Below are 21,097 nucleotides of genomic sequence, written 5' to 3' on the forward strand. Positions count from 1 at the left end.
AACACCCCGTTCAACACCAATAGCGCGTGTATGCGGATGTAGCTCAGTTGGTAGAGCGCAACCTTGCCAAGGTTGAGGTCGCCGGTTCGAGCCCGGTCATCCGCTCGGAGGGTTTGACCGCCTTCACGGTGGAGTGGCCGAGAGGCGAGGCAGCGGCCTGCAAAGCCGCGTACACGGGTTCAAATCCCGTCTCCACCTCGACACGTACGAACCCGAAAAGCACCACCCGGGGCGATTGGCGCAGTGGTAGCGCGCTTCCTTGACACGGAAGAGGTCACTGGTTCAAACCCAGTATCGCCCACCATCGATGACGAAGGCCCTGACCCGCGCAAGTGCGGGTCAGGGCCTTCGTCATGGCGCGCCCGTCGACACCTCCGTCGCGCTCGGTCTGGCTTGCGTGCGAGGAGCCGGCTCCGACACAGGTGGGGGGCCTCATCCCAGGCTGAGGAGGAGCAGTCCGCCGACACACGCGGCGACGAGGCCGATGGTGGCCACGTAGAGCAGGGCTGAGGTTCCCACCACGCCTTCCCCCATCACGTCAGGCTCCCGCGAGAAGCGGTACATCACCACCAGTAGGGACAGCAACAGCACGGCGTTGAGCACCTGGGTGAGCACCAGCACCGGAACGAGGGAGACGCCAGGCGGGAGGACGGCACCCGCCGTAGTCACCCCTGTGGATCGTCTGCAGCACCGGCCCCCCGGCAGGCGTGACGCCTTGACGTCACCCTCCCCAAGCAGCATGCCCCTGACGGGGAAGCCGGCCGCCACGAGGAGCCTGCCGTCAGCCTCCTGACCCAACCGGGCGAAGGGCGGTCCGGAAACGTGCGTACATCAGCCTCGGCGACTTCTCGGACGCGAACGAATGCACCACCGATGAAAGACGCGAGCTGGTCCTGACCGACCGTGGCGCGGACGACCAGCGCGGGCTGCTCGGACAGCCTGACGGCCTCGACCTGGTACTCGGATGGCTTCGTCTCACCGGTCATGCGGCACTCGAGTGCTGCTCGGCTCAGTGAGCCAAGGGCTGCTCCATCACGAACGCCCCTGCCCGCTGGCCGTGGTGCGCGCCCAGGACTGAGGAGTCCGGGACGACCGACGCAGGCCCCGGACAGCACGGCGCGTCCGGGGTCCTGACGTCTGGCGAACTGCCGCGCCTCCGGGGATGACCAAGGGTCCCGGATACGACCGCACGAGGGTCCCGGGTACCACTGCAGGTCCATGGCGCCACCGCACTACAGGACCAGGTTCGGACCCGGTGAGGCAGCCAGCTCAAGCACCTGTGCTGCGGGGGCGTCGTCTCGAGCCGCAGCCCCAGCTGTCCCGCGTGAGCAGGAGGTCGCACGGAGGCGTCTCGAGCAGTGACGTGTCGATGCTGTTGGGCTGACCGCTTCGGGTCGGGTGGACTCCCAGGACGAGAACGTCATCGGGCTCTGGCAATTTCACTGTCCCGGTGACCGGTGGAGCGTCACAGGGACCAAGGGCCTGTCTTCGGGCTCCAGCCGCCGCCCCGGTCGAGCTCATCACGTATTCGGGACCAAGGCCCCGGGTGCCCCCGCCGGACTCGCTCCATCGTGGTGGAACGGGACGTAGGCGTCCCGGGACGAAAGGATCGAGATGCCGCGCTCAAGCCCAGTCGTCGTCGGTTATGACGGTTCAGGACGTGCCCTCTCAGCTCTGAAGTGGGCCGCCCGCGAAGCCGGCGATCGCGGACTTCCCCTTCGGGTCGTCCGGGCCATTCCGTATGCCGCGGTGCTGGAGGCCGCTCCAGGGCTCGCCCCTGGGCACCGCACCACTCACGAGGACAAGGTGCTGGACGAGGGCATTCGGGTCGCGAACATGCTTCTGGATCCGGATCAGGTGAGTGGGGTGTCCATCCCCGGGCACCCGGCGGGCGTCCTCGCCGATGCCTCAGCCCATGCTGCCCTGGTCGTCGTCGGCCAGCGCGCACAGGACGGTCCCGTCTCCAGTGCTGTCGGTTCCACCTCGCTGGTCCTGGCTGACCGGGCGCCCTGTCCGGTCGCGGTTGCCCGGGGAGCCCTTGCGCCGGAGCGCTCCCTCCTACCCGTCGTCGTGGGGGTCACCGAGGATGAAGGCTCGCGTGCCGCCCTTGACTTCGCCGCAGAGACGGCCGAGCTCCGGGATGTGCCGCTGACCATCGTGTCGGCTTGGTCGCTTCCTCCGACCCGAGAGTGGGCCCGGAGCTCGCCCGACTTCGACACCGTCGCTCAGGTGGCCCGCCACCTCAAGGCGCGGGCCGCAGCCGTTGCCGAGGCGAGCAAGATCTACGTCCACCGGCACCATCCCGCGGTGGCAACGCGGACCGAGGTCGAGCCCCTCGACGCAGCAACGGCGCTCGAGATCGCCTCCCACCGAGCCGGTCTGCTGGTGGTCGGGGCCACAGGCGGTCGCGGACCGGGTTCTGGTGGACGGTCCGGTGACGCAGGACGAACCCGGTTGCCCGGGCGGGGCCAAGTCGCACAGGCAGTCCTGGGTCGCGCCGCCTGCCCGGTGGTGGTGGTCGTACCCGTGCGCACCGCCACTGCGGACGAGGCAGGAGCCTCGTCGCACGAGGTGGACACCGACGCCACTGGTAGCGCTCCGACCAACGTCTAGTAGCACTCCGGCCAACGTCGCCAACAGCTCTGGTCCAGGGTGGCTCGGCGGCGGCGGTGCACCGTGGCAGGGGCGAAGGTCCTCCATCGGCGTCACCGTGCTTACTCAGAGGCGTTCGCGCACTGGGGGCACCGGAAGGTGGAACTCGCGGCGGCGGTGCGAGGTCCCGGCCGTTTGGGTCGAGGTCTGGTCCGAGGCCGAGACGACTGCTACTGGGCAGTGCGCGTCGTGGAGGACCCGCTGCGAGACCGAACCGAGGACCAATCCCTTGGCACTCCCGCGGCCCCGGGTGCCCAGCACGAGGAGCGCGGCGTTCTCGCTCTGCCGTGCGAGCTCTGCCACGGGGTGGCCCCGCACCACGTGCCGACACACGTCCACCGTGGGGAACTCGCTGGCGTAGCCCGCCACCGCCTCGGCCACAAGGGCGCGTTCCTGCTCATCGGCCTGCTGCCAGTCCACCGACCACGCCAGCGCTGCTGCCGTCGCGTCGACGTCGAGGTCCCACGTGTGCACGACGGTGACCCCCAGCTGCTGGCGCTCGGCTGCCTCGAACGCGAAGCGAAGGGCTGCCGCGGAGTCGGCAGAACCGTCCACGCCGACGATCACCCGCATCTCGGAGAGAGACCTGCTGGGTGCCTCGTGAACCACGACGACCGGACTGTGCGCGCGCGGCGCGACGTACGACGAGACCGATCCCATGAGCAGCCCGCGTACCCTGCCCACCCCGCGAGCACCGACGACGACCAAGGCAGCCGAAGACGATGCCTCGACGATGGCTGCCCCGGGATCGTCGGGCACGACCCTCGCAGCGACCTCGAGCGTGGGGTGGCCGGCGCGAGCGCGCTCGACCGCGGCCGCGGCAGTCTCCTCGGCTGCGGCGTGGATCGCGCTCGACGGCTGGGGTGGCACCGGCCCACCGGGTCCAGCCGAGCGAGCCGCGGGGTAGTCAGGCGAGTAGGCCTGGAGGACCACCAGCGGGGCCCGACGCCGGTCTGCCTCGGCGGCTGCCCAGTCGAGTGCGAGCTCTGCGTGCGGCGAGCCATCGACACCGACCACGACGGGTTGGCGACTGTCTTCGTGGGCGTTCATGGCTTCTCCCTAGTACGACGACGTGGTGCAACCAGACTCCCCAGCAGTCACACCATGGGACAGGGCCCTTGGTCCCGGGGGCGCAGCTCAGACCGAACGAACTCCGAGCACGCGGGTGACGGCCATGGCGGCGACGCCGGAGGGGCCCGCCACCAGCCAGGCCAGGGCGCCGACCGGAACGGTCTCGAGGAGCTGGCGAACGGGCGCGACGAGGCTTGCCGAGACGAGCATCGCCCCCGCCAGCGCCAAGAGCGGGAGCAAGGGGTCCGAGCGCAGGTCACCCACCGCGCCCCGTCGTGGGGTGCGCAGGCCCCACGCGACGCCGAGCTGGCCCGTCCCGAGCGCCAGCAGGGCGGCCGTCGCGCGAACCCGGCGGACTCACTGCTGTCGCGACCAGGGCTTGCCCCCGTGAGGAATCTGTCCCTGAGTGCCGTGCGCCAGCCTCAGTTGGCCTCGGTGGTTGTCAGCCCGTCCAGCACGGATCTGTCCGTGAGCGAGTTGAGCGCTCGGTTTCCGGGCGACGAATTGGGCTGCACACCGACTCACGTCATCAACGCGCCCGGAGGCTCACGTCGTGCTCGCCGGTGATCCCTTCGATGTCGTCGGCCGCCGTCTCGAGCAGCTGGTCGGCAAGACGTCGCAGGGCCCGGGCCACCGCAACCTCGTCACCGATCTCAGGGACGGCGCGGTCGTGGCCGCTGCGGTGGCTACGGCCGTGTGCCGTCAGGTGCTCGGGCGAGTCGGACAGCAGCACCACGGTGGCTTCGGCGTCGTCGTCCGAGCCCAGGATCGACACGCGAACCTCCCAGTCACGCACGCGTGGATGTGCTCCGGTCCGATGGGGCTGAGAACTCGTGGGCCTGGGCTCGGCTGCACCCTCGGGGTCGTGCGATGTGACCCGCAGTATCGAACCGGGTCCGGGGTACAGCAGCCCCTCGTGGCCGTCGCTCCAGCGGACCACGTACGGAGGCTCCCCGTCGTCCCCACGGGCCTCGAGCACCTCGCCGTCACGCAGAGGGCCGTCGATGTTGGGTGCGGCGAGGATGATGCGATCTCCGGGCTTTGCTCTCATGGTCTCCTCCAGAAGGTCTTGGCCATTCAAGGCTCCTCCCACCGGGCGTCGGGCGGTAGGTCCAAGGTCCCGGCGTCCGCGACATCCGGCCTCGGGGAGTCGTGCCGGAGGTGGTGGACAGGACCAATGCCCCTGTCCGCCGCCGGCAGGGCCGAGGACAGTGGGGGCGAGCTACCGCCGTCGGCCACGACGCGGGCAGGATGGACAGGGGCAGCACCGTGACCAGCTCGGCAGGATCAGCGATCCCGGCTCGGATGCCCGCGTGGGAGGTCACTGGTCAAGCGGGCCGACTGTGCGCCCGCGGCGCGACGTCGTTGAGCAGGGACTTTCGGCCCTCACCCAGCGGGGCGGGGAGCCGCATGCTCTCACCAGGGCAATGGCAGGTCGGGAGTTCCGCGAGCCAGCCGGCCCCTAGCTCAGGAGGAACGTCATGGTCGACCAGTCAGAGCACCGCCTGGCCAAGGGAATTGTCGTCGGGTACGACGACTCCCCGGGCTCCATCGCGGCCCTGGAATGGGCTGCGATCACAGCAAATCGGTGGGGCGCGACCCTCACGGTGATGCACAGTGTCGACCTTGCGGCGGCACCCATGGAGCCGGCCTATGACGTGGCTCGGCTTCCGGACAGCCTCGACGAGGCGGGCCGCGAGCTCCTCGGTGATGGGGTCGCTCGGGCCCGGCAGCTGATGACCCAGCCCTCGGAGGTGGCCGGCTTGTTGGCCCTCGGCTCCCCGGCCGCCGAGCTCGTCAACGCGTCCAAGGATGCCGACCTCGTCGTGACCGGCAGTCGTGGACGGGGCCCGTTTGCGGCCGGGCTGCTGGGCTCGGTCGCTTACGCGGTCACGGCGCACGCTGCCTGTCCAGCCGTAGTGGTGCACCCGGAGCGTCCGGTCCAACCGGGTCACGACCATCCCGTCGTCGTGGGCGTTGACGAGTCGCAGGCGTCGGAGAGTGCTCTGGACCTCGCGGCCGAGATGGCAGCCATCTCCGACGCTGCCCTGCACATCGTGCACGTGGCCCACGGCTCCTTCTCGCCAGACGCCCAGGCCTACGTCGAGAGCGCCCTCGCCGGCACCGAGCACACGAAGGCGGTGCGCGCGCACGCGGAGGACCTGGTCGGTCGTGCTGCTCGCCGGGCTCAGGCGACCTTCGCGAACCTGCCCATCGAGACGGAAGTCTTGTACGGCAGCGCAGGGCACGTGCTGAGCCCGCTGGGTGCACACGCGGGACTCATCGTCGTGGGCACCCGAGGACACGGCGGGTTCGGGGGGCTGCTGCTCGGCTCGGTCAGCCACACCGTCATCCACGAGTCGTCATGTCCCGTCGTGGTCGTGCGCGGCTGACAGGCGGCAGATCCTGCGGGACCTTTGGCACAGCCCACGGGAACCAGCCCATGCAACGCTGACAGCCTGGAACAACAACCCGACGAGGTGAGCCTGATGATGGACTGGGTGGACGGGGAAACCAGCTTGATGATGATCGTCGTCATGGTGGTTCTGACCATTCTGCTGGTGGTCGGTCTCGTGGTGGGGATCAATGCTCTGTATCCCTCTGCGGGACAGGGCGATCGCACACCTCCTGCGCAGATTGGGCCACCTCGCACGGCAGCGGAGGAAGAGCTTGAGCTGCGGTACGCGCGCGGGGAGATCGACGCAGAGACGCTCGCCCGGCAGCGAGCAGTGCTGCGCCAACGATGAGACCTCCGTCCGCGAACTGCCCGCGGGACTCCGCGAGGCTCGCCGAGCTGCGGTGGCTACGGAACATTTGCCCCGAATCGGCGGGGCGGTACGTCGACCACCACAGCCATCTTCACCGCACCGACGTAATGAACAGAGTCTGGTCATGACCCCACCACAGGACGAGAAACCCCACACCGGCAATTTCGCTGAATTGTCGGAGACCGAGTGCGAGGAGCTCCTGACGCACCACGCGGCCGGCCGAGTCGGTTTCATGGCGGGTGAGGGGCCGCAGATCTTGCCAGTGACCTATCAATACCGTGCCGGCAGAGTGATTTTCCGTACGTCCCCCAATGGCCCTCTGGCTGGGCTCGTCCGGCGAACCAGTGTCGCCTTCGAGATCGACGCAATTGATGAGCAGAACAAGTCCGGCTGGAGCGTTCTCGTTCTCGGATTCGCTGAAGCGATGACACACGACCAGCTCCTCGCATCGGCCTGGGAGACCGGACCGGTGCCCTGGGCGGACGGAGCTCGCAACCTCTTCATTGAGATCGAGCCGCGTAAGATCAGCGGCCGCGCGGTGACGTCAGCCACCCGCGGCTGACCCCACCGACGTGCCGCCGCTGCAACGCGCTTCTGAGCCGGACGTGCTGGCGCTGGTCACCTCGCGGCGCTGTGAAGGTTGCAGATGATGCGCGAGTTGACGCCACGCAGAGGTCCTAGTCCGGGTGACGGGGAACGCGAGGCTCCCCGCGCCTCTTCCCCTGAATCCCTCCGGCGCGGGGCTCCTCTTCCCGAGGTGAGTGTGCGCCTGAGCCGGACCCGCTGCAATGGTCAGTACTAGGCATGTACCCCCTCCCTGGCCAGTGCGAGAATGAATCGCGTGTGCCGCTACTCCGGGGTGCCGGTCGCGAACAGGACGGCCGGGTCGGCCGGAGGAGACTCCTATGGGTGAGGCTGAGGACAGCGCGGTGGTTCGTGCGGGTCACAGGTGTTGGGCACGCAGCCGCAGGGCATTGCCGATGACGCTGACGGAGGACAGGGCCATCGCGGCGGCAGCGATCATCGGCGACAGAAGTAGCCCGAAGGCGGGGTAGAGGACCCCGGCGGCGATCGGGATTCCTGCGACGTTGTACATGAATGCGAACACGAGGTTCTGGCGGATGTTGCCCATCGTGGCTTGGGACAGCTTCCTGGCGCGGACGATGCCGGTCAGGTCGCCCTTGAGCAGGGTGATGCCCGCGCTCTCGATGGCCACGTCGGTGCCGGAACCCATGGCGATGCCCACGTCCGCCGCGGCCAGAGCTGGGGCGTCGTTCACGCCGTCGCCCGCCATCGCGACCACGCGTCCTTCGCCGCGGAGCCGCTTGACGACGTCCGCCTTGTGGTCCGGCATCACCTCCGCCTCGACCCGGTCGATGCCAAGCCTGCGGGCGACCGCTTCCGCGGTGACGCGATTGTCCCCGGTGAACATGACCACGTCGATTCCTTCCTCGCGCAGCGCCTTCACCGCGGACGGCGTGGTCTCCTTGACTGGGTCGGCGATCGCGACGATCCCGGCAACCTGGTCGTCGACGCTCGCGAAGATCACCGTGGCACCATCCTCGCGCAACCGGTCAGCCTGCCTCATCAGGCCGCTCGGGTCGAGACCTTCACCGGACAGGAACTTGGCGCTGCCGACCCGCACCCGGCGCTGGTTCACGGTCCCGACGACGCCCCTGCCGACCGGCGCGTCGAAGTCGGTCACATCCGGCACGGTCAACCCGGCATCGGTGGTGGCGTTGACGATCGCCGCGGCGAGCGAGTGTTCGGAGGCGCGTTCGACCCCGGCGACGAGCCGGAGCAGCTCGTCGCGGTCGAAACCGGAAGCGGTGACGACCTGCGTGACGGAGGGTTTGCCCTCGGTGAGGGTGCCGGTCTTGTCCACGACGAGCGTGTCGACCTTCTCCATCCGTTCAAGCGCCTCGGCGTTCTTGACCAGGACCCCGAGCCCCGCGCCGCGGCCGACGCCGACCATGATCGACATGGGGGTCGCGAGCCCGAGTGCACATGGGCAGGCGATGATCAGGACGGCCACGGCCACCACGAGGGCGTGGGCCAGTCGCGGGTCCGGTCCGACCGTGGCCCACACGATGAACGCGATGATCGCGATGACGATGACTGTGGGCACGAACCAGGCGGCCACCCGGTCCGCGACCCGCTGGATCGGTGCGCGAGAGCGTTGCGCGTCGGCGACCATCTGCACGATCCGGGCCAGCATGGTGTCCCGGCCGACCTTCTCGGCCCGCACCACCAGCGACCCGGACCGGTTGATCGTCCCCCCGATCACCGTGTCGCCCACGGTCTTGGTCACCGGCATCGACTCACCCGTCACCAGCGACTCATCCAAGGTGGACCGGCCCTCCTCGACGGCCCCGTCCACCGGAACCTTCTCACCCGGCCGGACCCGGAACCGGTCACCAACACCGACCCTGTCCAAGGTGACCTCCTCCTCGTTCCCGTCCACGTCGATCCGCCACGCGGTATCCGGGGTCAGGCCGAGCAGGGCCCGGATCGCCCCAGACGTCTGCTCCCTGGCCTGCAGCTCCAGCACCTGCCCGAGCAGCACGAGAGTGGTGATGACCGACGCGGCCTCGAAGTACACATCGACCGCACCATCCATCCGGAACGCGTCTGGGAAGATCCCCGGTGCGACGGTGGCGACCACGCTGAACAGCCACGCGACACCGGTGCCCATGGCGATGAGCGTGAACATGTTCAGCTTCATGGTGCGGACTGAGGTCCAGCCGCGCTGGAAGAACGGCCACCCGCCCCACAGCACCACCGGTGTCGCCAGAGCCAATTGAACCCACGCCGAGGCCCTTGGGGAGATGAGGTCGTGGATCGCCGGGATCAGGTCCCCACCCATCCCGAGGATGACCACAGGGAACGAGAGGGCGACCCCGACCCAGAACCGGCGCCTCATTTGCGCCAGTTCCGGGCTGGGACCGCCGTCCGCGGTCACCATCACGGGTTCGAGAGCCATCCCACAGATCGGGCACGACCCCGGACCGGGGCGCCGGATCTCCGGATGCATCGGGCAGGTCCACTCCGCGACCTCACCGGCGCGAACGGCAGCCACGCCAGCAGGGGATTCCCCGTGCCCGGCAGGGATGTGCCCGGCCTGGTCGTGCCCGCCCTGGTCGTGCCGGGCATGGTCGTGCCCGCCGTTGTCGTGGGCATGGCCGTGACCGGCGTCGAGGGACACGTAGTTCTGCGGGGCGGCGTCGAACTTCGCCTGGCAGTGCCCTGAGCAGAAGTAGTAGTTCTGCCCGTCGTGGTCGGAGCGGTACTCGCTCGTTGCCGGGTCGACGTCCATCCCGCAGACAGGGTCCTTCACCACGGTGTTCGCCACGGGCGTGAGGTCAGCGTGCGCGTTCATATCACTCATAATACCCCCCAGGGGTATGTAGTCAACGGGTGGGAGTTGCTCGCCGCACTGGCGCGCGACGGGCTGCCGAAGGCCCGGTCGGCCGCGTCCATAGGCAGCAGCCGACCGAGCTGGCAGGTCAGGACTTCAGAAGGTCTTTCATCACGGCGATCTCGGCCGTCTGATCCGCCTCGATCTTCTTAGCGAGGGCGATCGCGTCGGGATTCTTGCCGTCGGCCTGTTCCGTCTTCGCCATCCCGACCGCACCCTCGTGGTGCTCAATCATCATGGTCAGGAACATCCGGTCGAACGCAGCTCCGTCAGAGGAGTCGAGCGACATGAGGTCGGCGTTGGTCATCATGCCGGGCATCCCGTCAGAGCCGTGGTTCATCCCGCCCATGCTGCCGCCGGAGGGCACGTCCTTGCCCCAGGCTTTGAGCCAAACCGACATCGTCTTGATCTCCGGTCCCTGAGCCGCCTCGATCTTGGCGGCCAGGTCCTTCACCTCAGCAGTCGAGGCGTGCGAGGCGGCCATCTTTGCCATCTCCACTGCCTGCTCGTGATGAGGAATCATCGACTGCGCGAACGTCACGTCCGCATCGTTGAACTCACTACTCGAACTGCTACTGCCGTTGCCTGCGTCATTACCGCACGCGGTCAAAGCCAGCGCTGCCACCAGGGCCAGCGCGAGCACACCAATAAATCGCTTCATCACCGGTCGTCCAATCAGGTCTATACGAATGTAGGCATGCAGACACCGCGGACCACCGCCTCCTGGGGCGGGTCCGCTGGGGATCAGCAGCGCCGAATCGACAGATTGATCAAAGACGGCGGATCGGGGTCCCGACCATGGGGCCCAGGCGCGCGAGCTGGGGCACTCACCAGCCGGTAGAGCGGAAGGGCAGGCGCGTTCCCCAGCATCTGCAGGAGAACGGTCAGCGCCAGAGCCAGAACGGCCATGCACATCTCCGCCATACCCGAGTCCATGCTCGACGCCCCAGCGGAGACCACGGCACCCATCGCCTCTAAGGGAGCCGCGATCCCATGCGCGGCAGCCGCCATCAGGTCTTGGCCGGCGGCCAGCGGCGCAGAGGCCGGAGCATGCGTCGCGACCGCGTGCACGGACGGGTCCATCCCCCCGCCGTGGCTGTTCATGCCATGCATCGCGACAATCCCCACCAGGAGGACGAGCAGGCCAACGAACCACAGCGCGCGCCGCGCCGCAGTCCCAGACCGACCCAGAGTGCTCATTGCTCCCCAGTGTAAGCAGGACCCCGGGCGGGCAACCCAGGGCTATCGTCCCGTTCACCCCCGAACCCGGTCGAGACCTCGGCCCACTCATTCATGCTTGTGCCCCCATCGTCGGGTGAACCACTGACCTCAAGAAGCGAGAGCAGGGGCGCCGCGGTTCAGTGGAACATCGGGACGAGGGCACGAGGGGCCGGATAGAAATCTTCCGGATCACCTTCTGGATCTCGTCGTGGTGAATCAACTGGACAGTCGCGGGGAAGGGAGGTCACAACTCAGTCGAGTGCCTCGCAGACGGCTTGCCTCACCGCGTCACCGGCCTTGGGTGTGGCGCTGATCGGGCCGGTCGCGAAGTCGAGCTCGTCGTGTCCGACGTGCGTCACGAGGCGCCGATTGTCGATCTCGACGTACTCGAACAGCCCGGAGCGCGTGACGGCATAGGGCGCCCCACTCGAGTCGAGCGACAGGGTCAGGTTGAAGTCTCCGCCGCGCACGATCGAGCGCGAGGTGTCGGCAGAGGAGTAGAAGTGGCCGATGTAGTGGACGTGGCGGACCTCGCGGTCTGGCCACCGGGCGACGCTTCGCTGGACGTCGAAGTCGACGAGGAGGACGAAGTCGCCGCAGCTCCCGGCATTGTCACCGAAGGCCTGGTAGTCGGCGACAGCGTCGGCGAGGGTGTAGCTGAAGGACGTCTCGAAGTGCTCTGGGGCGCTGGCAGAGGCTGGGGCGGCCACCGCCAGGGCGAGTGGGAGGAGCGCCAGGGTCACGGCGGATCGGGTGGGGGACATCGAACTCTCCTTTCAAGGGATGTACATGCATCAGCGCACGGAGGTCGAGACTCGCTCGACTGGTGGCCCATGGCGGCGGACTCTCCTGACTGGCCGAAGGCGCCCTGCCTGCGTTCCGCCCAGAGGTCGAGCCGAGAACTGGGTTGGCATCCAGAGTGCGAGCCCGTGGCATCCGGCAGTGTTGGTGCGAGCGGTGATCGGCTTCTTCACAGCAGCTGCCTTTCGAGGTTCTTCCAGACTCCTCGTGGCTTCCGGCGGTCGCATCGGTTGATTGGCTTAGTACCTCCGGGCCTGTCGACGTGGGACCGACAATGCGCAGCAGATGCTGGACGAGGCGCAGGCGATGGTGCGCACGGCTGGCTTGTCGAACGTCGAGCTGGTCGCCGACGACCTGTTCGCCAGCGCCTTGCCCGAGGCGGGGTTCGACCTGGTGCACACGCGGTTCCAGCTCGCGCCGCTGGGCAGGATGGCCGAGCAGGTTGCGGCCCACCGCCGGCTCCTCGCGCTCGGCGGCATACTCGTGCTCGAGGACCCTGACACGCGAGGCAGGGCTCGCGCCCGAGGTGCGAGCCGAGGTCGTCGCGCTCGAACCCGGACACCCGTATCTGCGGCTCCCTCGTGCATAGCCCGCGTGAGCCATTGTCGGCTCCGTTGGTGCGGCAAGAGACTTGCTTATCGGTGTGTCAACCGGAGAAGGGCGGAGACATCATGAAGAAGACAATTCTCTCAATAGCGGCAGGCGCGATCTTCGCGTGCGTCAGCGCGATGCTCGCACCGTCGGCGTGGGCGGCCAGCGGAGGACTGGCCGATACGTGGACCTCTGTGGACGCGGACGGAAGCACCCAGACACTGAGCATTACCGGATCCGGCGGCCAGGCCTATGCGATCGTCTACGACGATGAGTCAGCCACAGGCGCCTGCAGCGGCGCCCCTGCCCGGATCGTCGGCCCGGGCTTCGTGGACGGCAACGACGTCGTCATGGAAGGCACGCTTGTCTGCCTGCCTGGCGGGAACCCGTTCCGGTCGCGGCTGGCGATCGGCTTCAGCTACGACGCCGGCACCGACACCCTCACGGACTCCTTTGGAATCGTCTGGCATCGAGCGGGGTGATTCGAGCGGCTGCGGACGGACGTCGGGGGAGTGGTTTGTGCTCAGAGGGGATGCCCATGGTCGTCAGCGGACGGTGCGAAAGTCGTTGAAGAACGGCCCCTGACCTGCGAAAGCGCGGGTAGGGGCCGTTCGCGTGGGGAGGATCGCCCAAGGTCACTTGACCTCGGCGCGTCGGACGACGAACAAACCGACCGCCATCGGCAACAGAAACCACAGCACACCGGAGGCGGCGAGGTGCTGCCACTGTTGGCTGGTGAGGGTGCCTTCGAACAGGGGCCGCTGGGCGTAGCTGTAGTCGACCCAGGGCTGTACGTCGGCGAACCACCTCTGGTTTGCGGCCAGCAGGCCCAGCAGCGGTGGCAGGACGAGGGTGTAGACGAAGTACGTCACGATCGCCCCCGCCGAGTTCCGGATCACCAAGCCCAGCATGAACCCGAACAGCATGCCGAGGACGCTGCCGAGGACGATCAGCGCGAAGTGGGCGGCGGAGACGTTCCAGACCGGGTCCACGCCCGCGACGGCACTCCCGAGGAGGGTGCCGAGGACACCGACGACGAGGGCGACGAACATCGACACGACTCCCACGGTCGTGGCTGCGAGGAACTTGGCGCGGAGCACCCGACCGCGATGCGGCACGAGGGTGAAGGTCGTCAGGCCGCTGCGCTGGCTCCACTCGCTCGTCACCGCCAGGATCCCGATCATGGGCAGGATCACCGTCATCGGCGCCCCGATGGCTGCGGCGAAGTTGTCGAAGGTCAGCTGGTCGTCCGGGGCGAACACGATGATGGCTGCGGTGGCGAGCACGTTGGTGATGACCAGGCTGGCCATCAGCCAGAAGCCGGAACGCGTATTGAACATCTTGCGCAGCTCGACCCCGATGATGCGGGTGAGGGGGATCCGCGGCTGCGGCCTGCGGGTGCGACCGACGACCGCGTCCGGCTGCGAGGTCGCCGGGGTCGAGGGCGTGAGGACGGTGGTGGTCATGCTGCTGCTCCTTCGCGCTGAGTGTCTGCGGTGAGCTCAAGGAACATCTCCTCGAGCCCGGCCCCTTCGGCGGCGCGGAGCTCGGTGAGCACCACGTGCGCGGCCAGGGCGATCTCGCCGACCCGGTCTGGGGAGGCCTCGGTGCGCACGCTGCCGTCAGCGTGTCCGCTGAAGGTCAGTCCGGCGGACTCCATCGCCTGTGCGAGTGCCGCAGCATCGCGGGCGCGGACGATGGTGCCGGCGGCTGCCAACAGGTCGGACTTGGTGCCCTGCGCCACGATTCGTCCGTTGCCGATCACCACGAGGTCGTCGGCGACCACCTCGATCTCGTGCAGGAGGTGGGAGGACAGGAGGACGGTGCCGCCCTGGTCGGCGAAGCCACGCAGGAGGTCACGCATCCACCGGATGCCGGCGGGGTCGAGGCCGTTGGCCGGCTCGTCGAGGATGAGCACGTCGGGATCGCCGAGAAGGGCCGTCCCGATACCGAGGCGCTGCCGCATCCCCAGGGAGTAGTCCCGGACGCGCCGGTCGGCCTCGTGGGAGGTGAGGCTCACCAGGTCGAGCATCTCCTGGACCCGGCTCCTGGGAAGGCCCATCGTCCGCTGGGCCAGGGTGAGGATCTCGCGACCGGTCCGGCCGGCGTGCTGGGCGGAGGCATCCAGGAGGACTCCGACCTCCGTGCCGGGGTTGGGGAGGTCGGTGAACCGGCGTCCGTCGACCATGACGGTGCCAGAGGTGGCGGGCGTCAGTCCGACGATGATGCGCATCGTCGTCGACTTGCCTGCGCCGTTGGGGCCGAGGAAGCCGGTCACCCGACCAGTGGCCGCGGTGAAGGAGACATCGTCGACGGCGGTCATCCCGCGGCCATACTTCTTGGTGAGTGATTCGACAGTGATCATGTCGAGCATCGTGGCCCGGGCGGCGGCACGGCCACATCGGGGAGAGGCCGGATGCTCCCCCTGAGCCGACCCTGATGCCGTCTCAGGGTGCAGTACCCCGGGTGCCGAGGAGCTGCGCCATGTGATGCGTGACGACACCCGGTATGTCCGGCCGACATGGGTTGAGCCCTCAACCGATGGACACGTCGTCGGTCACGACGTCGGGCAGTGCCCTCGTGGCTGGGCGGAGGGTGTGTACTGAGCCCGTATCGGTTCGCGCGGGCCCGAGGAGCGTCCATGGACAGCACCACGACGTCATGGCACGAGGTGCCACCGCAGGACGTGCCCGACGAGGGCAGGGTGCGAAGTGTCACCGTCGACGGGCGCTCGATCGCACTCACCCGATGTGGGGGACAGCTCGGGGCGCTGGAGAACCACTGCCCCCACCAGGGCGGCCCGCTCGGCGAGGGGTCGATCGAGGGCGGGCTGCTCCGCTGCCCCTGGCACGGCTACGACTACGACCCGATCACCGGCGCACCTCCGGGGGAGCTGGCCGACCACCTGGACGACCGGGTCGCCGCCTATGAGGTCGAGGAAGGCCCCGGCGGCGTCCAGGTGCGGCTGCCCGACCGGTTGGCGCCGGGCCGCACGGTCGCCGACGTGCTCGTCGAAACCCTTGTCGCCCATGGCATCGACACCGTCTTCGGGATGGTCGGCCACTCGAACCTGGGGTTTGCCGACGCCCTCCGGCATGCCGAGGAGCGTGGTGAGCTGAGGTTCGTCGGCATCCGGCACGAGGGCGCGGCGGCGTTCGCGGCAAGCGCGTACGGCAAGCTCACCGGACGGCCCGCGGCGTGCTTCGCCATCGCCGGGCCCGGGTCCACGAACCTGCTGACCGGTCTGTACGACGCCAAGCTCGACGGCGCACCCGTCGTGGCCATCTCGGGACAGGTCCCGTCCAGGGTGCTGGGCCGCGGAGCCTTCCAGGACCTCGACCTGAGCGCGGTGTTCCGTGACGTGGCCATCTCGACGACCACCGTGCAGGCGGGCAGCGACCACGCCGAGCTGGCCGCGCTGGCGGTCAAGCACGCCCGCGACGGCCGCGGCGTCGCGCACCTCGTGCTGCCCGATGAGGTGCAGGCGCAGCCCTCGTCAGCACCAGCGGGGTCCCCGGACGGCCGCTACTCCCACAGCCCCGTGGGCCCGGAGCCGGACGCACTCGCGAGGGCCGCCGAGCTCGTCGCGTCGGCGGTGCGCCCGGTCCTCGTCGTAGGGCACGGCGCTCGCGGCGCCGGGCGCGAGGTGATCGCGCTGGCCGAGCAGCTCGGCGCGCCGGTGCTCACCACCTTCAAGGCCAAGGGCCTGGTCCCGGACACCCACCCGCTGGGCGCGGGCGTCCTCGGACGCAGCGGCACGCCAGTCGCGAGCTGGCTGATGAACGAGGCCGACCTGCTCGTCGTGGTCGGAGCGTCCTTCTCCAACCACACGGGCATCGCGCCGTGGCAGCGGATCGTGCAGATCGACGACACCCCCACCGCGATCGGACGCTTCGACGCGGTCACCGCCGACCTGCTCGGCGATGCGGCCGTCGCAGTCCCAGCCCTTGCTGAGGCGGTGCGGGTGGCCGGGGCGCGGGCCCAGGACCAGCGCGAGGACGTGGCTGCGCGGTGGGCGATCTGGCGGGCCGAGAAGGCCCGCCGGGTGGCCGACGACCGCGGTCGCGGTGTGTCGGCGGCCGCGGTCTTCGCCGCGCTCTCCGAACACCTCCCGGTCGATGCCGTGGTGGCCGTCGACGTCGGCAACCACGCCTACTCGCTCGGCCGCTACCTCGAGTCCAAGGGCCAACCGGTGCTGATGTCGGGCTACCTCGGCTCGATCGGCTTCGGCTACCCGGCGGCGATGGGTGCCTGGGCCGCCGACCCCACGCGGCCCGTCGTCGCGGTCACCGGCGACGGAGGCTTCGGCCAGTACGCCATGGAGCTGACGACGGCGGTGCACCACGGCATACCCGTCAAGCACGTGCTGCTCAACAACAACTCGCTCGGCAAGATCAGCAAGGAGCAGCTGGCGGCCGACTACCCGGTGTGGCACACCTCCCTGACCAATCCGGACTGGGCCGCGTATGCCGCGCTGTGCGGCGCCCGCGGAATCCGCGTCACCCAGCGCGGGGAGCTCGATGCGGCGATGGTCGAGCTGTTCGCCACCGAGGGTCCGGTCCTGTTGTGTGTGGAGCAGGACCCTGAGCTCTTGTGAGCCCACCCTCGCGCCACGCGCGGGGTGAATGGACTCGGACTGAACGCGTGTCCTCGAGAGGCTGCCCGGCTGCCCGGCTGCCCGCGGGCGCGTCTTCAGTCCGGTAGCTCGCTCGGCAGCACCACCGCATCGACCAGCGCGCCGTTGCGGATGACGGTGACCTCCATCCGCCGACCGATCGCGTCGGCGAACAGGCGCTTCTGCAGCGACTGGGCATCGCCCAGGGGGGCGCCGTCGATCGCGAGCACCAGGTCGCCGGCGAGCAAGCCACTCTTGGCGGCGGGGCTGCTCTCGACCACCTCGACCAGGCGCAGTGCGCCACGCTGTCCGTAGCGCTCAGCCTGGGCGGGCGTGAGTCGGGCGGGGGTGCTCACCATGCCGAGGTACGCACGCCGCACACGCCCGTCGTGCATCAGGGCGTGGATGATCTGGTGGGTCGTGGCGTTGATGGGCACCGCCATCCCGAGGCCGATCCCTGCGACGGCGGTGTTGATGCCCACGACGCGGCCGCGGCTGTCGGCCAGGGCTCCGCCCGAGTTGCCCGGGTTGAGGGCGGCATCGGTCTGGATGACGTCCTCGATCAGACGCGCCGTCGTGCGGGTGCGCGCCGGCATGCTGCGCCCCAGGGCGCTCACGACACCTGCGGTGACCGTCCCGGAAAGGCCCAGCGGGTTGCCGACGGCCACCACGAGCGAGCCCACGAGCAGTGAGCTCGCGTCGCCGAACTCGGGGGGTGCTGGCACGTCGCGATCAGCTCGGATGACCGCAAGGTCTGACAACGGGTCGCGGCCCACGACCTCGAAGCGAGCCTCCGTGCCATCGGCGAACTCGGCACTTCCCCCTCGGGCATCGCCGACCACGTGGGCATTGGTGACCAAGTGCGCTTCCGTGGTCAGGACCACGGCCGATCCCGTGGACTCCCCGCGGCGGGACCGGATCCGCAGGGCGGCAACCTTGGGCGTCAGCTCCGCCGCGACGGAGGTGACGATCGCCGAGTAGGCGTCCAGGGCGGCCGACTCTGCCGCCGGGTCAGTGCTCACGCCTGTGACAACGAGCGCCCCTGAGGCGGGATTCCGGGGTTCACCGAGGGCGAACGGCGGGAGCAGAGGCCGAGGGGCTTTGGCGCAGCGTCGGGCGCGCACTCAGGTGAACAGCCGTCGGGCGAGGCGCTGGGCCTTGACCTCGGTCTCGCGGGCGCGTCGCTGCTCGGCTTCATGGAGCAGGCCGAAGGTGAAGCTGCTCTCGCCGGGGGCCTGGTCGGCCACGTCGGCAAGGCGGCGAAGCAGCTGGGCGCTGACCACGCTGTCCTGGTGCTCACCGAGCAGTGCCTGCAGCCGTCGGTAGCGGCGTGCGGCCTTGGTGGCTCCTGTCGACTCGACGGTGGACACCACCTCCGCCGCGTAGCGCGCCCGCTTGGCCGCCTTCCGGGCGCGGTGCATGTCCTCGACGTCGTCGGAGCGGTGCGCGTGCCTGAGTCGCTCGGCGACAGTGCGGTCCGCACGCCGCACCATGGGGGTGAGGGTGGACTCGGCCCGGCTGGCCTTGGCGGTCCAGGGCGGTTCGGTGCTCCATCGCTCGAGATGGTCGACCAGTGCGCGATGCCGTTCGCTGGTCAGCGCCGCGACCACGGCCGCCCAGTGCTGGAGCCGGTCGTGGCCGAGCTCGACGTCGATCCGAGTGCGTACCGGGCCGACGACCAGCTCCTCGTCGAGGCCGGCGACCAGCGCATCGAGTCGGTCCTGCAGGACCTGCAGGTCGCGCACCGGGCTCAAGGTGCCGGCCCACCAGCGCAGCTCGCGATCCAGGTGCGTGGCGGCCGGCGCGTCAAAGAGGGGCCCGTAGACGCGCAGGACGCTCCGGGCTCGGCGGGCCGCGACCCTTCCGGCGTGGACGACCGACTCATCGCCCTCCCGGAGCCTGTCGTCGGCGGTCAGCAGGGCCGTGAACTGCGCTCCCAGGTACGGCCCGACGAGTGACGCGGCACTGCCCGGGGTCGTCGTGGAGCCACTCATCGTCAGACATCCTCCCTTCGCAGGGCCACCTGCACTCGGTGCGTTTCGGGCTTCCCCGCGCGGGTCGGGACCCTCGTATTGTCGCGGACGGTTCCGTTCGGCGCGGGCTGCCGCGAGACTCCTCTTGCCCCGGCCCCGGGCCGGGATCACACTGACCGGATGAACGCGCACGACGAGGTAGCCGCACTCGACGAAGTCCAGGAGCGGCTGTCCCAGCGGTTCCCGGACCTGGGGCCCGACGTGGTCGAGGCGGCCGTCCGCGTGGCGCACTCCCAGCTCACCGGCCCGATCCGGGACTTCGTGCCGGTGCTCGTCGAGCACATCGCCCGAGACCGCCTGGGCTCGCTGGTGAGGCGCTAGCAGGGGGCGGCGGCCTGCCGCGATCACCCGGCCCAGGCTGGGGTGACCAGACAGAGAGGACCGCGATGCCCGTCCGTCACGGCACGATGAACACCGCCCGCCCGGAGCGCTACGCCAAGCAGCTCGCCGGGCCCACCTCGAGCGGTTCGGTCAGCGCGACGAGCTCGATGTCGTCTGGCAGCCGGCCTAGGGCTCAACGACGCGGTCGGACCGCCAGGTAGACCGTGTTGGTGGACTCACCACCGGTCAGCGGGTTGGGGAACCGGACGACGTGGGCGTCGGCGTGGTCGAAGACCTCGCCCATCCGCCGCACCACCTCGGGCTCGGGTGGCTCGTCCGACCACAACGCGAACGCGCCGTCGTCGGTGACCATGCCGGCCAGCCGGGCGAAGCCCTCGACCGTGTAGAGGTCGCCGTGGTCGTCGCGGAGCAGCCAGTCGGGTGCATGGTCGATGTCCAGCAGGACCGCGTCGTAGGTGCGGTCGGCGCGGCCCGTGCGCACCAGGTCGAAGAAGTCGTCGAGCACCAGGCGCACCCGCGGGTCCGCAGCCATGCCCTCGGTGTCGGGCAAGAGGTTGCGCCGGTGCCACGAGATGACCTGCTCGAGCGCCTCGACGACGGTCAGCTCGGCCACCCGGTCGTCCTCGAGGGCGGCCAGCGCGGTGTAGCCCAGACCGAGCCCACCGACCAGCACGGTCAGCGCCTCGCCGGTCACCGCTGCGAGGCCGATGCGCGAAAGCTCCTCCTCCCCGGTGGTGAACTGGCTGGACATCAGGAAGTCGTCGTCCAGCTTCACCTCGTGCACGTCCCGCTCGGTCACGCGGTCCCAACGCCGGCGGAGGCTGATGACGCCCCAAGGGGTGTCGGCCCAGTCGAGCTCCTCGATCCTCACCTCCCGAGACTAGTCGCGTCGTCGGCGGCGTCAGGCCGAGCCGTCGCCCGTGGCGCTGTCGACCGCCGTGGCTGTCGGCGGCTGGTGGGATGCTGCGGCCATGGGAGGACAGGACGCCAGCACGACCACCACCCGCTCGTTCACGACGCGACTGCTCACCGAGGAGACCTGGCCGGACTTCGCGGCGCTCGTGGAGGCGAACAACGGCGTCTGGGGCGGGTGCTGGTGCATGGGCTTCCACCCCCAGGGTGTGGGTGCAGGCAGGACGGTCGCGGGCAACAAGGCCGCCAAACAGGCCCACGTCCGTGCGGGCACGGTCCACCAGGTGCTGGTCTACGAGGGTGACGACTGCGTGGGCTGGTGCCAGTTCGGGCCGCCCGTCGAGCTCCCCAACATCAAGAACACCAAGGCCTACGCGAAGGAGCTCACCCGCGAGCCGGACTGGCGGATCGGCTGCATCTTCACCGCCAGTCGGCACCGCGGGCAGGGTGTCGCCCGGGCCGCGGTCGCGGGGGTCATCGAGGCGATCCGTGCAGCCGGCGGGGGAGTCGTCGAGGCCTACCCGGAGCAGGTCGAGGCGCGGCCGCCGCAGCGCGGCGCCTACTTCCACACCGGCCCCGAGACCTTGTTCGAGGAGTTCGGCTTCGAGCGCGACCGCCAGATCGCCAAGTGGCGCTGGGTGATGCGGCTCGACGTCGCGGGCTGAGCCGTCAG

At 69.4% G+C, this 21,097-nt stretch carries 21 protein-coding genes and 3 tRNA genes; 11 read left to right on the top strand and 13 right to left on the bottom strand.

Going from position 1 to position 21,097, the window contains the following annotated elements:
- The first annotated feature begins 32 nt into the window (after positions 1-32).
- The 3 genes from ASG91_RS01530 (at position 33) to ASG91_RS01540 (ending at position 304) form a co-directional block, all read left to right on the top strand.
- A tRNA-Gly gene (locus ASG91_RS01530) sits at positions 33-105 on the top strand.
- Between the two features lie 22 nt (positions 106-127).
- Positions 128-198 (top strand) — tRNA-Cys (locus ASG91_RS01535).
- Between the two features lie 31 nt (positions 199-229).
- Positions 230-304, top strand: a tRNA-Val gene (locus tag ASG91_RS01540).
- Positions 305-432: 128 nt separating this feature from the next.
- Here the strand turns inward: ASG91_RS01540 and ASG91_RS01545 are convergent.
- The gene (locus tag ASG91_RS01545; protein ID WP_157605927.1) at positions 433-669 is read right to left on the bottom strand and encodes a hypothetical protein; all 237 of its coding nucleotides are present in this window, start codon (positions 667-669) and stop codon (positions 433-435) included.
- 945 nt (positions 670-1,614) lie between these two features.
- Here ASG91_RS01545 and ASG91_RS01550 point away from each other — a divergent pair.
- On the top strand, positions 1,615-2,613 hold the full coding sequence (locus ASG91_RS01550) for a universal stress protein (RefSeq protein ID WP_082593823.1): 999 nt from the start codon (positions 1,615-1,617) through the stop codon (positions 2,611-2,613).
- Positions 2,614-2,718: 105 nt separating this feature from the next.
- On the opposite strand, the gene ASG91_RS01555 is transcribed toward ASG91_RS01550, so the two are convergent.
- The 3 genes from ASG91_RS01555 to ASG91_RS21345 form a co-directional block, all read right to left on the bottom strand.
- Positions 2,719-3,702, bottom strand: coding sequence for a universal stress protein (locus ASG91_RS01555; protein WP_056920843.1), 984 nt, complete (start codon positions 3,700-3,702; stop codon positions 2,719-2,721).
- 87 nt (positions 3,703-3,789) lie between these two features.
- Positions 3,790-4,053 (bottom strand): hypothetical protein, encoded by a 264-nt coding sequence (locus ASG91_RS01560; RefSeq protein ID WP_371262025.1) that lies wholly within the window; start codon positions 4,051-4,053, stop codon positions 3,790-3,792.
- A 199-nt stretch (positions 4,054-4,252) separates the two neighbouring features.
- Positions 4,253-4,774 (bottom strand): dsRBD fold-containing protein, encoded by a 522-nt coding sequence (locus ASG91_RS21345; protein WP_082593824.1) that lies wholly within the window; start codon positions 4,772-4,774, stop codon positions 4,253-4,255.
- 430 nt (positions 4,775-5,204) lie between these two features.
- On the opposite strand from ASG91_RS21345, the gene ASG91_RS01570 reads away from it, so the two are divergent.
- The 3 genes from ASG91_RS01570 to ASG91_RS20495 all read left to right on the top strand — a co-directional run bounded on the left by ASG91_RS01570 (position 5,205) and on the right by ASG91_RS20495 (position 7,053).
- Positions 5,205-6,116: a universal stress protein gene (locus ASG91_RS01570; RefSeq protein ID WP_056920846.1), complete on the top strand. Its 912-nt coding sequence runs from the start codon at positions 5,205-5,207 to the stop codon at positions 6,114-6,116.
- Between the two features lie 87 nt (positions 6,117-6,203).
- Positions 6,204-6,470: an SHOCT domain-containing protein gene (locus ASG91_RS20490; RefSeq protein WP_371262019.1), complete on the top strand. Its 267-nt coding sequence runs from the start codon at positions 6,204-6,206 to the stop codon at positions 6,468-6,470.
- 145 nt (positions 6,471-6,615) lie between these two features.
- Positions 6,616-7,053, top strand: a complete 438-nt coding sequence (locus ASG91_RS20495; RefSeq protein ID WP_056920848.1) for a pyridoxamine 5'-phosphate oxidase family protein — start codon at positions 6,616-6,618, stop codon at positions 7,051-7,053.
- 381 nt (positions 7,054-7,434) lie between these two features.
- Here the strand turns inward: ASG91_RS20495 and ASG91_RS01585 are convergent, their stop codons facing one another.
- The 4 genes from ASG91_RS01585 to ASG91_RS01600 all read right to left on the bottom strand — a co-directional run bounded on the left by ASG91_RS01585 (position 7,435) and on the right by ASG91_RS01600 (position 11,894).
- Complete coding sequence (locus ASG91_RS01585; protein WP_256363709.1) at positions 7,435-9,870, bottom strand: heavy metal translocating P-type ATPase; 2,436 nt, start codon at positions 9,868-9,870, stop codon at positions 7,435-7,437.
- 127 nt (positions 9,871-9,997) lie between these two features.
- Positions 9,998-10,570, bottom strand: coding sequence for a DUF305 domain-containing protein (locus ASG91_RS01590; protein WP_056920850.1), 573 nt, complete (start codon positions 10,568-10,570; stop codon positions 9,998-10,000).
- Between the two features lie 83 nt (positions 10,571-10,653).
- Positions 10,654-11,109 carry a hypothetical protein gene (locus ASG91_RS01595; protein WP_056920851.1) on the bottom strand — a complete coding sequence of 152 codons (456 nt, stop codon included), beginning with the start codon at positions 11,107-11,109 and terminating at the stop codon, positions 10,654-10,656.
- Positions 11,110-11,381: 272 nt separating this feature from the next.
- Complete coding sequence (locus tag ASG91_RS01600) at positions 11,382-11,894, bottom strand: hypothetical protein (protein WP_056920852.1); 513 nt, start codon at positions 11,892-11,894, stop codon at positions 11,382-11,384.
- A gap of 708 nt (positions 11,895-12,602) precedes the next feature.
- Between ASG91_RS01600 and ASG91_RS01610 the strand changes: the two genes are divergently transcribed.
- A complete protein-coding gene (locus ASG91_RS01610; RefSeq protein ID WP_056920854.1) occupies positions 12,603-13,004 on the top strand; it encodes a hypothetical protein in 402 nt (133 codons plus the stop codon).
- Between the two features lie 153 nt (positions 13,005-13,157).
- On the opposite strand, the gene ASG91_RS01615 is transcribed toward ASG91_RS01610, so the two are convergent.
- Both ASG91_RS01615 and ASG91_RS01620 read right to left on the bottom strand, forming a co-directional pair.
- Complete coding sequence (locus tag ASG91_RS01615; protein WP_056920855.1) at positions 13,158-13,988, bottom strand: ABC transporter permease; 831 nt, start codon at positions 13,986-13,988, stop codon at positions 13,158-13,160.
- On the bottom strand, positions 13,985-14,887 hold the full coding sequence (locus ASG91_RS01620) for an ATP-binding cassette domain-containing protein (protein WP_200961196.1): 903 nt from the start codon (positions 14,885-14,887) through the stop codon (positions 13,985-13,987). Before ASG91_RS01620 ends, ASG91_RS01615 begins: the two co-directional genes overlap by 4 nt.
- A gap of 276 nt (positions 14,888-15,163) precedes the next feature.
- On the opposite strand from ASG91_RS01620, the gene ASG91_RS01625 reads away from it, so the two are divergent.
- Entirely contained in the window at positions 15,164-17,119 is a 1,956-nt protein-coding gene (locus ASG91_RS01625) for a thiamine pyrophosphate-binding protein (protein WP_056920857.1), read from the top strand.
- Positions 17,120-17,214: 95 nt separating this feature from the next.
- On the opposite strand, the gene ASG91_RS01630 is transcribed toward ASG91_RS01625, so the two are convergent.
- Together ASG91_RS01630 and ASG91_RS01635 are read right to left on the bottom strand one after the other, a co-directional pair.
- A complete protein-coding gene (locus ASG91_RS01630) occupies positions 17,215-18,159 on the bottom strand; it encodes a S1C family serine protease (RefSeq protein ID WP_056920858.1) in 945 nt (314 codons plus the stop codon).
- A gap of 102 nt (positions 18,160-18,261) precedes the next feature.
- Positions 18,262-19,131, bottom strand: a complete 870-nt coding sequence (locus ASG91_RS01635) for a CHAD domain-containing protein (protein ID WP_056920859.1) — start codon at positions 19,129-19,131, stop codon at positions 18,262-18,264.
- A gap of 159 nt (positions 19,132-19,290) precedes the next feature.
- Between ASG91_RS01635 and ASG91_RS01640 the strand changes: the two genes are divergently transcribed.
- The gene (locus tag ASG91_RS01640; RefSeq protein ID WP_056920860.1) at positions 19,291-19,491 is read left to right on the top strand and encodes a three-helix bundle dimerization domain-containing protein; all 201 of its coding nucleotides are present in this window, start codon (positions 19,291-19,293) and stop codon (positions 19,489-19,491) included.
- A gap of 193 nt (positions 19,492-19,684) precedes the next feature.
- Here the strand turns inward: ASG91_RS01640 and ASG91_RS01645 are convergent, their stop codons facing one another.
- A complete protein-coding gene (locus tag ASG91_RS01645) occupies positions 19,685-20,383 on the bottom strand; it encodes a spermidine synthase (protein WP_056920861.1) in 699 nt (232 codons plus the stop codon).
- Positions 20,384-20,483: 100 nt separating this feature from the next.
- Between ASG91_RS01645 and ASG91_RS01650 the strand changes: the two genes are divergently transcribed.
- Positions 20,484-21,089 carry a GNAT family N-acetyltransferase gene (locus ASG91_RS01650; protein WP_056921218.1) on the top strand — a complete coding sequence of 202 codons (606 nt, stop codon included), beginning with the start codon at positions 20,484-20,486 and terminating at the stop codon, positions 21,087-21,089.
- The last annotated feature ends 8 nt before the right edge of the window (positions 21,090-21,097 follow it).

Source organism: Phycicoccus sp. Soil802, from assembly GCF_001429605.1.
Classification (GTDB): Bacteria; Actinomycetota; Actinomycetes; order Actinomycetales; family Dermatophilaceae; genus Pedococcus.

Bases quoted from the DNA above. Each gene is read 5' to 3' on its own strand.
- ASG91_RS01590 (WP_056920850.1), bottom strand. From the start codon at position 10,570: ATGAAGCGATTTATTGGTGTGCTCGCGCTGGCCCTGGTGGCAGCGCTG.
- ASG91_RS01555 (WP_056920843.1), bottom strand. From the start codon at position 3,702: ATGAACGCCCACGAAGACAGTCGCCAACCCGTCGTGGTCGGTGTCGAT.
- ASG91_RS01595 (WP_056920851.1), bottom strand. From the start codon at position 11,109: ATGAGCACTCTGGGTCGGTCTGGGACTGCGGCGCGGCGCGCGCTGTGG.
- ASG91_RS01620 (WP_200961196.1), bottom strand. From the start codon at position 14,887: ATGATCACTGTCGAATCACTCACCAAGAAGTATGGCCGCGGGATGACC.
- ASG91_RS01570 (WP_056920846.1), top strand. From the start codon at position 5,205: ATGGTCGACCAGTCAGAGCACCGCCTGGCCAAGGGAATTGTCGTCGGG.
- ASG91_RS01550 (WP_082593823.1), top strand. From the start codon at position 1,615: ATGCCGCGCTCAAGCCCAGTCGTCGTCGGTTATGACGGTTCAGGACGT.
- ASG91_RS01610 (WP_056920854.1), top strand. From the start codon at position 12,603: ATGAAGAAGACAATTCTCTCAATAGCGGCAGGCGCGATCTTCGCGTGC.
- ASG91_RS01600 (WP_056920852.1), bottom strand. From the start codon at position 11,894: ATGTCCCCCACCCGATCCGCCGTGACCCTGGCGCTCCTCCCACTCGCC.
- ASG91_RS20495 (WP_056920848.1), top strand. From the start codon at position 6,616: ATGACCCCACCACAGGACGAGAAACCCCACACCGGCAATTTCGCTGAA.
- ASG91_RS01585 (WP_256363709.1), bottom strand. From the start codon at position 9,870: ATGAACGCGCACGCTGACCTCACGCCCGTGGCGAACACCGTGGTGAAG.
- ASG91_RS01650 (WP_056921218.1), top strand. From the start codon at position 20,484: ATGGGAGGACAGGACGCCAGCACGACCACCACCCGCTCGTTCACGACG.
- ASG91_RS01615 (WP_056920855.1), bottom strand. From the start codon at position 13,988: ATGACCACCACCGTCCTCACGCCCTCGACCCCGGCGACCTCGCAGCCG.
- ASG91_RS01625 (WP_056920857.1), top strand. From the start codon at position 15,164: ATGGACAGCACCACGACGTCATGGCACGAGGTGCCACCGCAGGACGTG.
- ASG91_RS01635 (WP_056920859.1), bottom strand. From the start codon at position 19,131: ATGAGTGGCTCCACGACGACCCCGGGCAGTGCCGCGTCACTCGTCGGG.
- ASG91_RS01640 (WP_056920860.1), top strand. From the start codon at position 19,291: ATGAACGCGCACGACGAGGTAGCCGCACTCGACGAAGTCCAGGAGCGG.
- ASG91_RS21345 (WP_082593824.1), bottom strand. From the start codon at position 4,774: ATGAGAGCAAAGCCCGGAGATCGCATCATCCTCGCCGCACCCAACATC.